The sequence below is a fragment of the Mesorhizobium sp. M1050 genome, from assembly GCF_040318715.1.
Lineage (GTDB): Bacteria > Pseudomonadota > Alphaproteobacteria > Rhizobiales > Rhizobiaceae > Mesorhizobium.
The window spans coordinates 24,684-37,429 of the sequence record NZ_JAMYMV010000059.1 but is presented as its reverse complement, the minus strand read 5'-3'; the positions used below and the strand labels follow the sequence as shown (position 1 = coordinate 37,429).

The following is a 12,746-nucleotide window of genomic DNA, read 5'->3' as shown; positions in this document are numbered from 1 at the left end:
TATCCGGATACTGCCACCCCTGAACCTCTCCCAAATGCAGCATGCGCCGCCAAAGACTCCAGATAAAACTTCGCCCTGGATAATGAGCCCAGCACCCGGCGAGCCGGATTGATTCATTGCTGCCGGCTTTGGCCCGTGCCTTGACCAGGTTGGTATAGGCCGAGTAGCCATCCACTTGTAGGATACCGCTGAATCCGGCGAGGTGGCGCGCCACGCAATCCGCGCCTCTGCTGTCTTCAAAACGATAGGCAACCATTGGCGGACTGGTTCCACAATAGGGTCGATCATCTCGTGCGTAGGCCCATAGCCAGGCCTTCGTGGTTTTCCCCGCTCCGGGGGCAAGGGTGGGCAAGGTCGTCTCGTCGGCGAAGACCCTTTCGCCCTCCTTGACGCGCTCAAGGATGTAATCGGCGAGCATCTGCAATTCGAAGCCCAGATGCCCCATCCACTGCGCCATCAACGACCGGCTGAGTTCAACGCCATCGCGCAGATAGATCGTCTCCTGCCGGTAAAGCGGAAGGCCGTCGGCGTATTTCGACACGGCGATATAGGCGAGCAGCCGCTCCGTCGGCAGGCCGCTTTCAACGATGTGCGCCGACGCCAGAGCCTGGACCACGCCGTCACGGCCCCGGAAAGCGTATTTGGGACGGCGCGTGACGATGACCCGGAACTTCGGCGGCACGACGTCCAGCCGCTCGGATCGATCCTCGCCGATCAGAACCTTTTCCAGCCCCTCGCAGTCGCCCGGACTTCCGGCTCGATAACTTCCTCGATGCGTTCGAGATGAGCTGCAAAACCCTTGCGTGGACGCGCTACGCGCTTTGGCTTGTCCCCAGCCGCGTGAGCAAGTTCGCTCCGGATCGCCGAAAGGCCGGTCTCGACCTCTTCGAAGGCAAAGGAGGCCTGCTCGTCGTCGATGGCCAGGCGTAGCCGCTCGGAACGCGTGCCATGTTGCGTGCGCTGCAAAACCTTCAGGATCGACGTGAGATTGGCAATCCGCTCGTTGGCGCTCTTCTCGATGGCTTTCAGCCGGGCGGCTTCACGTGTTCCGCTCGAAGCGTGCGGACCGGGTTCGCATCGTGTGGTGGGACGGCAGCGGGGTTTGTCTTTATTCGAAGACTCTGGAAGATCACAGCTTCTGCTGGTCTGCGATATCGGCCGCGCGCGTAAGCGCGTAGGCATCCCCACGTAGCGTGCAGGCGGTAGATCGCTCATTTTCAGCATGAATCATGCGGAGAATCCTATGAGCGACAGTATGAGCCATCATCGAACATTCGAGATTTTGACGGCGGAGCCTGTGGCGATTTCCACCATGTCGCTGCCCATTGCTTCAAAGCGCGTGAACTTCGCCGGCTTGCTCGCTCCCTCCGTCAGTGGCGCAACCATGCCCGACGAAAGCGTCGGTCGGACGAAGAGAAGGCACGGCTTGTCGCCGAAGCCTTCTCTCCAGGGGGTAATGTGTCGGCAGTTGCGCGTTCCGAGGGGCTGGACCCCTCGCAGCTCTATGCATGGCGCCGCAAGGCGCCCCCGAGAACGGGTCCAGGCCGCCATCCCTGACCAGCGCCATCAAAGATGCCGCGCCCTTGCGGAAGTCGACAGGCTGGCACGACACGTAAACCACCACACCGGAAGCGATCATGCCTTGCGAACCGCGCGGATGATTCTCGCCAGGCGATCGGGATCAACATCGCCGCCGGCGCGCACCACGGCATCGCCAATGACGCGTGGTCGAGACGACCTCCGCCTCGGAGGCTGCGATCCGAGCTTCGGCGACTACGATCCGGGCCTCGCTTGCAGCCTGCTCGCGAGCCATGGAAAGGATCATCGCCTTCAGCGCATCAACGTCGTCGGGAAGGGCAAGACCGGTAGAACCATGGCAAGCAACAAAGCACAAAAACAGCCGCTTTCCCAACCGTTCCAGCCGCATGATTCATCTTGCCGCAGGCCGGTTTCAGCCCGTCGATAACGGCCGCCTGACCCTGGCCGGGCGGATCTTTTTCCAGTCCAGTCCAGCCAGAAGCGGAAGGGCTTTCCCGCCATTTTGACAACCGACGACAGCTGGCCGCCTATGCGGGGCTTGCACCGACACCCTGGCAGAGCGGGTCAATCGATCACGACCAGGGGGTCTCGAAATCCGGCAATCCAAGACTACGAACGACGCTGATCAGCTCGCCTGGCTATGGTTGCGCCATCAATCGCGCTCGGCGCTCACCTTGTGGTTCCAAGATCGGGTCAGGCGCAGCGGGCGGCTCAAGAAAACGACGATCGTTGCGCTTGCCCGTAAGCTGCTCGTCGCGCTTTGGAAATACGTCAATGCGGGTGTCGCCATCGAGGGGTAATAATCAAGGCCGCCTGACTAATGACTGCTGAACGTTAGACCTATTCCTATCCTCAGGGCCTGACCAGTCCTGACGATCCAGGTGGACGAACCGAGGTGTGGCTTGGCTTGAAATGCCGCTTCGCGAGAATGGTCCCGTCCTTCTGAGCCTTGTCCGCCGCAAGCGGGATGTTGGTGCAGCTGTTCCGAACAGCGACCGTATATAAGTTGGATCTGGCTCGGCAACGGGCCGCGTCATGCATTGGGCTCAAACCCTGGACGTTGCAACAGCGGAGAAAAAAATGACGCTCTGACGACCATTCGCATTGACCCTCCTCATATAAGCCACACCCGCCATGAGCGACGATACGTTGCTGCCGCTCTTATTTTCAGCCGTTGGGCGCAAGAAGATCTCAGCTGCATTTGATGATGACGCGTCACCTCCGATGTTGGCGTCATGCTTTTGGCCGCGGCCGAGCGACGCCTGCCACTGGACACCTCGAAAAACCTGGCAATCGAGAACGCATTTTGATTCACTTCGCCTGGTGATTTGCACGGAGGCGTTGAATGCGAGGGCAGGCTGGGTTCTGGGACATTGACGAGCGCTGTGTCCGGCTGAGCGAGGCCGGCGATCCACTGGAGAAGTTGAACGGGGTGGTGCCTTGGGAGGTTTTCCGGAAACCTTTGGCCAAGGCGCTGAAGCGCTCCGATGGCGCCAAGGGCGGCCGGCCGCCCTTTGATGCCGTAATGATGTTCAAGGTCCTGGTTCTGCAGGCGCTCTACAGTCTCTCGGAGGATCAGGCCGAGTTCCAGATCCATGACCGACTTTCCTTCATGTGCTTCCTCGGGTTGGGACTCGGCGACAAGGTTCCCGATGCCAAAACGATCTGGTTGTTTAGGGAGCACCTCACGCAGGCCCGGGCAGTGGAGAACCTGTTCGCCCGTTTTGACAAGCACCTCACCAAGGCCGGTTATCTGGCGATGGGTGGGCAGATCGTGGATGCCACGATCGTGGCCGCACTGAAGCACCCCGCAATTCCGATGCTGAAAAGGCCGACATCAAGGCAGGAAAGGTGCCGGACGAGTGGGAAAAGAAGCCAGCCAAGCTGCGCCAGAAGGACCGGGACGCACGCTGGACCGTGAAGTTCTCGAAGGCCAAGGCCGATGAGGATGGAAAGACGAAGCAGCGCGATATCGCCGTTCCCGCCTTCGGCTACAAGAACCATGCCTCGATTGATCGCCGGCACGGCTTCATCCGCGGCTGGAACGTCACCGGCGCCTCGGCCTCGGACGGGGCGCAGCTTCGCAACGTGCTGGACAAGAACAACACCGGCTCGACGGTATGGGCCGACACCGCCTATCGCTCGAAGAAGGATGAGGCGTGGCTGGACAAGAACGGCTATGTCTCCGACATTCATCACAAGAAACCGAAAGGCCGGCCGATGAGCGAGGCGATGGCACGGGCCAATGGCCGGCGCTCAAAGATCCGCGCCTTCGTCGAGCACGTCTTTGCGCAGCAGAAATCCCGCATGGGCCTGTTTGTCCGCACGATCGGCATCGCCCGCGCCCGCACCAAGATCGGCATGGTCAACCTCGCCTACAATCTCACCCTCTTCGTTTGGCACCAGGGGCGAACTGCCCCCGCATGACGGCGAGAGCGGCGGAAAACGCCGCCGCGATGCCGAAATCGGCAACCAGCATCAGCCCCAACGATCGAAATCCAGCCACCGCCGCGCGTCAGGCTGTTCGCAACCTCATTGCCGCACCACCCGCCTCTGGAAATGCCGGTAGTTCGAGGTGTCCAACTGGCCGACAGGCTGGCCGCTGCGATGCACGATCCGCGCGACTCACAGGGGGTGATTCACGCCATGATCTGCTCTCGCAGCCGACGTGCTCGCGCCTGGAGGAACCTGCCTGACCTGCGCACCCTCATCCGGCTCGGCTGGGTGCGGGCGATCTGTCGAGCTATGCCGCGCCGCCCAAAAGCGTGTCGCTCGACATCGATGACACGGTTGATGTTGTTCCCGGCCATCAGCAGCTCTCGCTCTTCAACGCCCATTACAACGAGCACTGCTTCCTGCCGATCCACATCTATGACGCCGCGACCGGTCGCCATAATGTGACAACCTAAAAACCGGTGAGCGCCGCATTGTTGAAGCAGGCTGAAGGGTGCGGATCAGCGCGGTTCGAGGAATACTGTCTTCATGAATAAGAGTCATAAACTGGTGAGGAATATGTGCTTGCAAGTTCGGGCGGTGCATCCGAGAAATCAGACAGAGAAAATCAACGCGTTCACGCGGATCGGCCTCAGCTACAGTCTGTGCCGGCCGGAGATCACAACCTGGAGGTGTGCGCCATGGCTGCCGTAGAAAAATACTTGCCCTCACAGCGCGAGCAGGCGTTTCTGGACAAAGTCATCAACGGCAAATACGACCGGCAGATCATCACCGGCATAGTCAAGTTCGCCAGAAACGATGTGCCCCAAGATATGCGCGGCTTCTATTCACGAGAAGAACTTGATCAGATCCTCGAGTTGAAAGGCACCCCGAGAGATCTGGAGGCGCGGATGCCGATCAAGATCACGCGGCACTATTATGAGCAGGCGCAATACAGCCGACCCATGCAGACGCTGGTGAAAGCCAGCCCGAAAGAAACCTACGATCTCGACGGTGCTGAAGATCCGGGCAAGCAAATGACCTTCAGCCCGCGCGAAGGGCTTATCCATAAGTATGAGCTTGGTCTGCTTTATGTGGCGTCGACCTGCTCCGCCCACTGTCGCTTCTGCTATCGCGAGGAACTGATCGGCCGCAAAGAAATCACCCACGAGGATGGGACAGTTGCTCCCAAAGGCCTGGCGCAGCTCGGCGAGATTATCGAATACATTGGCGAGCACAACAAGGCGGTGGCCGCGAATGGCGGCCTCCATCCCGAGACAGGCCGTGAACGGCTTCGCGAGATTCTGATCTCAGGCGGCGATCCAATGGTTCTGGGAAACAAGAACATCGCTGCTTGGCTGGCAGGCCTCTCGGAAGCCGGCGTCGAGAATATCCGCATCGGCACCAAGGAACTGGCGTTTCATCCACAGCGATTCGACCGGACTTTCTTTGCGATGCTCGATGCATTCCACGAGGCCTATCCGGAAGTCAGCCTGCGGATGATGGTGCACTTCAACCATCCCGCCGAATTTCTCCGCAAAACACCGGATGGCGGATATATCGACAATTCTGGCGGTGGGCTCGAATGGATTTCCGAAACGCGGGCAGCGGTCAAGGAACTCGGGCGGCGCGATTGGATCACTATTCATAATCAGTCGCCGATTATTCGCGACATAAACGACGATCCCGAAGTGCTGCGGACCATGCAGCGCGAGATGCTCCGACACGGTATTGAGAACCACTACTTCTTCTGTGGCCGCGACATAATCGGCCACAAGGCGTTCAATGTCCCGATCGAGCGTGCTTGGCAGATTTTGAACGAGTCGCAGAAGGGCCTATCCGGAACCGAGGCGCATGCGCGGCTCTCGATCACGCACTACAAGGGCAAGACCGAAGTGGCTGCCGTCACCAACGAGTCCGTACCGGGCGTCCCCGGCGGCGAAAAGGGCGTCGTGATCTTCAAGCTACTGCGTTCGGCCGCGGATGCGCGGGACCGATCCAAGGTGACCATCGTCGGTCGAAACCCGAATGCAATCTGGTTCAGCGGCTATGACGACCGCGTGATCTTCGATGAGGCGGGTCTCTACTCGATGTATGGGATTAAGCCCGCAATTCTCCAGGCGGCGGAGTAGGCGCGGTTAGGGATGTTGGCATTTTCGAACAATACGGGGCGCCGATCGTGACCTATGTCGTCACCAAATCGCCGTTATTCCCGGCGGTGCGCACCTCTATACGCATGGTCGTTTATGCGCGCGACAATGTCGCCTATCTGGCATGCGACAGGATCGCCGCCGACCGCGAGGGCTTCCTCGTCTGGAAGACGATGTGCTCGAAGCAGGGCCGGACGAGTTCGGAGGCCGTGGCGGTCATCTGAGGAGGGCGGCGTGAGAGCCTTCAGCTCGGGTGATATGATGACGATCGGCCGCTGCGAATGCGCTTTCCGGCGTTGATGTTTTCTTATGGCGCGCCCACTCGGCCGCCTGCAATGTGGCGCCTCACCCATGCGCCTGATATCGCGCTCAGTCATGAGAGCGGCACGATCGGCATAGCGGTCCTGCCGCTCTGGATCGGCGATGGCGAGCTCTGCGATACGGCGGTCACCACCCTCTGAAGATGTTCTGCTAGATCACCGAGCGGCGCGCAGCCGACGACTTCGCCCACTGCATGGGCGATCTCGTCGATATCCAATACCCTCACGCCGTGCGCATCCAGGTGGTGCTCGACAACCTGTCGACCCACACGCCCGCCGCGCTCTATCAGGCCCTGCCGCCATCAGATTCGCGGCCAATGCCTCGACCGCCGCATCGAAACTCGCGGCAGCCTCACTGCCGAGGTCGCCGCTTGGGAAAACCAGCGAAACAACAGCGGCGCCCGCATCAACTGGATTTTCTCAACCAAACAGGCCCGCCTCAAATTGGCCAAAGCCTATCCAATACCAGCCAAAGAGTCATAATCCCTGTGCAGAGCCACTAGGTGGAATTCGTTCCCGTAGGTGCCTTGACCTTTCGACGCAGGTTGGCAGCCTTTGCTTCCGGAAGCCTGGCTCGGTCTGACGACCCGGCGCTACCAATCGGGAGAGGTCGATTATGACGGCCACATATCCCGACGGGGCGATCGTCATTTGCGAGGGCTTCTCTACGAAGCTGCGACGGTCATCCTGACCCGCAGCTGCGCCGACAGCAGCCTGCGGACATGGGGCCTGCGACTCCGGGAGAGGATCTGCTTCAAACGAGCCGCCGTTGCCGTAGCCCGCAAACTGGCGGTGACAATGCATGCGATGCTCAAGACCGGCGAGTTCTTCGACCGGACCGCCGGAGCGACAGCATGACAGCTTTGAGGATCGCGTTCAGAGCGCGCCGAGACGTCCCTGCCGGGGCGTGGATAGAGCCATTCCGTTAGATGGGATCGCACCGCTGGCTCAGCTGAGTGTGTTATCCACGTTTGAAGACTCCTCCCGCGAAGCTCTGTCGTTGGCGAACGGAACAAACCACGTCGATAGCTCACCGTTCTCGATAGCGGTGAGTGGGTAAGGTTTGTTTCCCTTGGCAATGACCATGCCGCAGCCCGCGTCCATGGCTATCCTTGCTGCCATCAACTTTGTTACCATGCCGCCCGAACTATGGCGAGCGGGGGAACGAGCGGCCATGGCCTCTATCTCGGGGGTAATGCATCCCACTTCTGTGACCAAGCGGGCCGACGGGTTGTCGTGTGGATCTTCCGTGAAGAGGCCATCTACGTTGGAAAGCAGAATGAGAAGGTCGGCGTTTGCCACCTTCATCACCTGAGCCGCCAGCTGATCATTGTCGCCGAAACAGTTCTCGGCCGTTGCGGTCGCGTCGTTCTCGTTGATAACAGGTACAGCGCCAATTTCCAGAAGTCGCTGAAGAGTTGACCGCACGGTGTGGCGACGATGCTGGTTGTCTATATCTTGACGGGTCAACAATATTTGCCCCAAGCCAAACCCATGGCGATTGAAACCCTTTTCATAAGCAAGCATGAGTCGGACCTGACCAATCGCGGCGGCCGTTTGCTTCTCCTCAATTCGCAGAGGTCGGTCCAACTGATCGAACTGACATGATCCAATCGCGACAGCGCCAGAGGTGACGATGATCACCTGTTGCCCGCGTGAGAAAATTCGCACGACATCCTCTATCAGCGTCTCAAGCCAAGGACCACGTATCTCTCCGGTCTCTGTATCGGCAATCAGTGCGGAGCCAATCTTCACGATCATCCGGCGAGCAGAAAGCAATGAATGGCGCTCGTTACCGGCCTGACCGAAAATTTCTACGCTAGAGGTTAGCATTTGTCTCACCAGCTGTTACTTGTTCGAAATACAACACCTTCTCGGCGCCGAAGCGGTTCCAGCAATCAGGGATCAATTTGTGCCCTATAGCAAGAAGTGTGAGCTTACCATCCACCCAATTATGAGTTTAACCGCAGACTTAGCACGTAAATCGGGCAGAAACGATAGACGCTCGCAGATAGGTGATACCCTTTATTGTTTGATAACGTGGGGGGCAGACGAGCACAATCGTCGTCGATCTGCGTCTCCCTCGTGCTCTCAATTGGACCAGAGGTAAGAGGCCGAAAAATTTGGGAATGGTGTGATCGACGAACCGATTAAGCCGATGGCACGCTGAAGTATCTAGAGCGGGCTTAACCTGCAGGTCGATCAGGAAACTATTGCCTTTCGCAGACAAGTATTGCCTCTTACTGTATTCAATAGCATGACGCTGCCCAGAAGCAAAGATTCGCATCATCGTTGCCCGCGTCTCTGTCGTGCTCTCAATTGTAGCAACACTAGGCGACGATCACGTCTTATCTGCCGCCACCTTCGCTGGTGCGCGGAGGTGAGGTGCCGCAGATTGTTCCTGTTCGCCAACGGCCGGAAATGGTGTGATAGACCAATCGATTAAGTCGACGGCATGCTGAAGTATCGCCTCGGTCTGAGCACGGCTTGGTGAAGTGGCGACGACATATCCTATCAAGTCTCTATAGTCGCCTTTCCTGACGATCGGCGTCTTGGGGTCAACATAGAATTTGACCTCGGCGACGCCTGATACAGCAGCGGCCTGACTGTCGCCACTGATCCAATCCAGGATGCCATCGCGATCAGGAACCAGGAACCGCGCGGCCGCAGTCTGCGAATGCCTTCTGCGCAAATTCCATTCGTCGCCGATGACAAGCCTGATGTGCTCCGTGACGAGATCGACACCGTAAGCCAGCTGAACCAGTTGAGGGACGGGCGCACCCGCAAGACGCGGATTGACTTCAATGACGACTGGGCCACGCTTGGTCCACCGGAACTCAATGTCTGCTGGCCCCCAGCCAAGGTCGAGAGCTCGCAAACAGCTTAGCGAAACATCGGCAATGCGCTCATGCTCGTCATCCGCCAGCAGGGCCGGAAACGTCCACTCACGATAGACGAAATGCGGGGGGGACACGAAGTCAGCGGTGCCAATCCCAATGACCTCATTTCCCATTGTCTCAGACAGATACTGGGGGCCTTGTGCGAATTCTTCCACCAGTATCCTAGGCGAAGAGCGCCATATGTGCTTCCCGCCTAACAGATAGTTCGTATGCTCGGCCAACTCATCGAGGTTGCGGCACAATCGGACACCGCTGCTGCCGCTGCCTACGGCTGGCTTAACAATCACCGGCAGGCCGATCTCCGCCGCGGAGCTTTCTACATCCGTCGCATTCGCTGCCACGCGATAAGCAGGTACTGGAACGCCAGCCTCCGCGAGAAGTTGTCGTTGGGTGAATTTGTCGCAGCATCGTTCAATCGATGCGGGGTTCGGTCCCGGTAAATCGAAATGCCGACAGAGCTTGCCAACTGTCGCATAGAACGACTCCGTGGCGCTCGTAATGCCAGCAATGTCATAGGTCGCACGCAGCCGGGAACATTCGTGGATCAGCGCATCGAGATCGTTTGTATCGACACGGATTGCCTCAAGCCTTTCCGCCGCAAGATAGTCATACTGAGCTGGATCAGTCGACAGGGTAATTGGATGAAGACCAAGACGCTGGGCCGCTTGGACGAATAGGGGACCCGTGACCCTTGTATTGCTTTCGAGCAGGATGAGCGCTCTTCTTGCCATGGCTGTTGATCCTCAGTTGCATGTTTTGCGGTGTTCTGAGTAAACTGGCATCAGTTTTTTCAGCTGTGCCTGACCTCAGATTTGTGGTGAGCGTACCATCGTCAACGATTTGCGGTCGCAAAGATCCGGTGAATTTGTTTGAAGCTTTGGTTGCAGCGGCCGCATTAGGGCGCAAGAAGGATTGGCGGGCAGCTGGCGGCGAGAACTACGGTCAGGATTTCGGTAACGGGGCCGGGCAGTTATGTCCAAAAGAGACGCAGCGAGTGGTTCGACAACACACTGTGTCGGCCGATTGAGGGCTGTTCATTCCGAGCGCGTGATCGCGATGAGAGCGCTGGATCGCGTCCCTTCTTCTGAGGACACCCCGGGTTCATGCTTCGGTCCGTGGTCAGCGCGATGGCTGCGTGTTTCGGTAATTCCCGGACACCCTTTTCGCTAAACCCCGGACAGTGATTTCGGTAATTCGCGGACAGCGTTTCCGCTAAATCCAGGACAGTTTTCGGGAGCGGATTTAACGGTCGGTTCTCGGCTGCGCCGTTCTGGCAGTTTGGCCTCTCACGATGACGTTGAGAGGGGCCATGCCGAGACGGAAGCAAGCGAGACGAACGAGCGTGAGGGATATCCAAGCGATCTTGCGCCTGACCCATGAGCAGGGTCTTTCGGTGCGTGAGGTGTCAGAACGGCTGAAGATCAGTAAGACGACGGTATCGACCTATTTGCTGCGGGCGCGGGAGGCCGGGCTGGCATGCTGGCCGCTGCCGCCCCGCCACGACGAGGCGACGCTTGAGCGGCTGCTGTTTGGCCGTGCCGGTCGTCCGCCGCAAGACCTGAGCGAACCGGACTTTGCGCTGATCGCCAGGGAGTTGAAGCGCAAGGGGGTGACGCTGACGCTGTTGTGGCAGGAGTATCGCGCCGCCCATCCCGGCGGCTACGGCTACACCTGTTATGTTGCGGCCAAATTTATGTTGTGGAAGTCCTTTTATTTCTCAGGCGTTTGGCCGTCGTTGGGTTCTTGACGCAACATAACTTAATGGCTGGCTAGCAAGCCATTTTCCAATGGAGGTTTGCTATGGATCAGACGACTGATACCGGCCACTCGTCGGGCCACCACAATGATGGCGCGCCGTTTGCCGAAGATCGGAATCGTTACCTTCGCCACTGCGCGGAACGCGGCACCACTCCCTTTTCTCTCAGAACCAAGCGCAGCGAGCTGTTGTGGATTGCCACGCGTCTCGGCCCGGATGCTTCTTCCAAAGGCATCGACATCGAGGCACTTCGACGGATCGCCATTGAGAGGCAACAGGCCCACGGAGCCGTCACCGCGGCGCGAAGAGTGGTCGATATCGGACGACCTTGGCTTCGATTTCTCGGTTGGTGGCGTGAACCGAGTGCCAGATTCGAATCAGAGCCAACTCGACGAGTATGTGAGGTGGATGCGCGATGAGCGCGGCTTCACACCGTCCACGCTCGAGCAATGGACGCGTGTGATCGGCAGGTTCCTGCGCTGGTGCGACCAGACAGATCGGCAACTCGGGGATCTTCAGGCCGCAGACATCGACGCTTATTTCGTTACCAAGGCAACGGGACGATGGTCCCGCGTCTCTGTCGCCAACACGGCTTCGGCTCTGCGCGGATTTCTGCGCTACGCAGGAAAGCGGGGAATGTGCGCCGAAAGCCTGGCGGGATCGATTTGCCGTCCCCGGCTATACCGACAGGAATCTCTGCCGTACGCCCCGGACTGGTCAGACGTGCAACGCATGTTGGCCGATGCTGAGACCGACAAGCCGCGGGACATCCGCGATCGTGCAATCCTGCTGCTGCTTGCGGTCTATGGAATGCGCAGTGGGGAAGTAGTGGCATTGCGCCTCGATCAGATCGACTGGGCCGGTCGGACGCTACGGCTTTTCCGTCTGAAGCGCCGCCAGCCACAAATCTATCCGCTCGTCTCGTCTGTTGCTGAGGCGCTCGCCCGCTACATTGACACGATACGGCCGTCGTCGGCGTGCCCGGAAGTCTTCCTCTGTATGCAAGCGCCCCGCCGACCGTTGAAGGCGGGGAGCATCTATGATGTCGCGAACCGCAGATTTGTCGCGCTCGGGATCGAAGCGGCCCATCGCGGGGGGCACGCGCTGCGCCATGCCTGCGCCTCTCGGCTTCTTGCCGAAGGTCTGTCGATAAAGGAGATCGGGGACCATTTGGGGCACCGTAGCGCTGCGACAACTAGCATCTACGCCAAGGTGAACTTGGCAGCTCTTCGCGAGGTTGGTGCATTCGACCTGGGAGCGCTGCAATGATGCTGACCGATGTCGTCGACGCTTATCTGACCAAGCAGCGGTCATTGGGCATGCGTTTCGAGTCCGCCGAGGTGCTGCTGCGCAGGTTCTGCCGCGTAATGGGCAATCCCGAGATCGGCGAGATTACCCCAAAGACGGTAGCCGCGTTTCTCCAAGGCAGCGGCTCTCTCAGCGCCGCCTGGATGCTGCGCTACAAAGTCCTGAGCGGCTTTTACCGCTTCGCCGTCAGCCGCGGCCATGCGGCGTTCTCGCCACTGCCGACATCATTGCCGAAGCTGCCGCCGCAATAGACCCCGTACGTCTACTCCACCGACGAGCTACGTCGACTGCTGGACGCAACCTCGATCCTGAAGGTTGGGCACAGTCCTCAGGTGCCGGC

Annotated in this window: 8 protein-coding genes and 8 pseudogenes; 12 read left to right on the top strand and 4 right to left on the bottom strand. The window is 59.1% G+C overall.

The genetic code is table 11. The features are described from left to right. Window positions 1-62: 62 nt before the first annotated feature. Window positions 63-1,182: pseudogene (gene tnpC / locus NKH57_RS25815) on the bottom strand (IS66 family transposase); the annotation flags it as partial. A gap of 24 nt (window positions 1,183-1,206) precedes the next feature. On the opposite strand from tnpC, the gene NKH57_RS25805 reads away from it, so the two are divergent. The 9 genes and pseudogenes from NKH57_RS25805 to NKH57_RS25760 form a co-directional block, all read left to right on the top strand. Next, entirely contained in the window at window positions 1,207-1,557 is a 351-nt protein-coding gene (locus NKH57_RS25805) for a transposase (RefSeq protein WP_352948453.1), read from the top strand. A 465-nt stretch (window positions 1,558-2,022) separates the two neighbouring features. Then, a pseudogene (locus NKH57_RS25800) lies at window positions 2,023-2,339 on the top strand (transposase); the annotation flags it as partial. 545 nt (window positions 2,340-2,884) lie between these two features. Then, window positions 2,885-3,966: pseudogene (locus NKH57_RS25790) on the top strand (IS5 family transposase). A 209-nt stretch (window positions 3,967-4,175) separates the two neighbouring features. Beyond that, a pseudogene (locus NKH57_RS33895) lies at window positions 4,176-4,430 on the top strand (transposase); the annotation flags it as partial. 243 nt (window positions 4,431-4,673) lie between these two features. Next, window positions 4,674-6,104: a KamA family radical SAM protein gene (locus NKH57_RS25780; protein ID WP_352948440.1), complete on the top strand. Its 1,431-nt coding sequence runs from the start codon at window positions 4,674-4,676 to the stop codon at window positions 6,102-6,104. Between the two features lie 47 nt (window positions 6,105-6,151). Next, window positions 6,152-6,346 carry a hypothetical protein gene (locus tag NKH57_RS25775; protein ID WP_352948437.1) on the top strand — a complete coding sequence of 65 codons (195 nt, stop codon included), beginning with the start codon at window positions 6,152-6,154 and terminating at the stop codon, window positions 6,344-6,346. A gap of 34 nt (window positions 6,347-6,380) precedes the next feature. After that, window positions 6,381-6,580: pseudogene (locus NKH57_RS25770) on the top strand (CoA-transferase subunit beta); the annotation flags it as partial. Between the two features lie 17 nt (window positions 6,581-6,597). Further along, window positions 6,598-6,925, top strand: a pseudogene (locus NKH57_RS25765) (IS630 family transposase); the annotation flags it as partial. 84 nt (window positions 6,926-7,009) lie between these two features. Beyond that, window positions 7,010-7,300, top strand: a pseudogene (locus NKH57_RS25760) (transposase); the annotation flags it as partial. Between the two features lie 90 nt (window positions 7,301-7,390). Here NKH57_RS25760 and proB read toward each other — a convergent pair. Both proB and NKH57_RS25750 read right to left on the bottom strand, forming a co-directional pair. Next, entirely contained in the window at window positions 7,391-8,275 is an 885-nt protein-coding gene (proB, locus tag NKH57_RS25755; protein WP_352948434.1) for a glutamate 5-kinase, read from the bottom strand. A gap of 508 nt (window positions 8,276-8,783) precedes the next feature. Beyond that, complete coding sequence (locus NKH57_RS25750; RefSeq protein WP_352948431.1) at window positions 8,784-10,073, bottom strand: ATP-grasp domain-containing protein; 1,290 nt, start codon at window positions 10,071-10,073, stop codon at window positions 8,784-8,786. A gap of 578 nt (window positions 10,074-10,651) precedes the next feature. On the opposite strand from NKH57_RS25750, the pseudogene NKH57_RS25745 reads away from it, so the two are divergent. Next, a pseudogene (locus tag NKH57_RS25745) lies at window positions 10,652-11,020 on the top strand (sigma factor-like helix-turn-helix DNA-binding protein); the annotation flags it as partial. A gap of 80 nt (window positions 11,021-11,100) precedes the next feature. On the opposite strand, the gene NKH57_RS33890 reads toward NKH57_RS25745, so the two are convergent. Then, on the bottom strand, window positions 11,101-11,382 hold the full coding sequence (locus tag NKH57_RS33890) for a hypothetical protein (protein ID WP_502907343.1): 282 nt from the start codon (window positions 11,380-11,382) through the stop codon (window positions 11,101-11,103). Between the two features lie 124 nt (window positions 11,383-11,506). Here NKH57_RS33890 and NKH57_RS25735 point away from each other — a divergent pair, with 124 nt between their 5' ends. Both NKH57_RS25735 and NKH57_RS25730 read left to right on the top strand, forming a co-directional pair. Then, complete coding sequence (locus NKH57_RS25735; RefSeq protein WP_352948425.1) at window positions 11,507-12,367, top strand: tyrosine-type recombinase/integrase; 861 nt, start codon at window positions 11,507-11,509, stop codon at window positions 12,365-12,367. Then, window positions 12,364-12,657, top strand: coding sequence for a site-specific integrase (locus tag NKH57_RS25730; RefSeq protein WP_352948422.1), 294 nt, complete (start codon window positions 12,364-12,366; stop codon window positions 12,655-12,657). Before NKH57_RS25735 ends, NKH57_RS25730 begins: the two co-directional genes overlap by 4 nt. Window positions 12,658-12,746: the final 89 nt, after the last annotated feature.

Excerpts from the sequence above, each read along its gene's own strand:
- NKH57_RS25780 (WP_352948440.1), top strand. The coding sequence starts at position 4,674 with ATGGCTGCCGTAGAAAAATACTTGCCCTCACAGCGCGAGCAGGCGTTT.
- proB (WP_352948434.1), bottom strand. The coding sequence starts at position 8,275 with ATGCTAACCTCTAGCGTAGAAATTTTCGGTCAGGCCGGTAACGAGCGC.
- NKH57_RS25750 (WP_352948431.1), bottom strand. The coding sequence starts at position 10,073 with ATGGCAAGAAGAGCGCTCATCCTGCTCGAAAGCAATACAAGGGTCACG.
- NKH57_RS25735 (WP_352948425.1), top strand. The coding sequence starts at position 11,507 with ATGCGCGATGAGCGCGGCTTCACACCGTCCACGCTCGAGCAATGGACG.
- NKH57_RS25730 (WP_352948422.1), top strand. The coding sequence starts at position 12,364 with ATGATGCTGACCGATGTCGTCGACGCTTATCTGACCAAGCAGCGGTCA.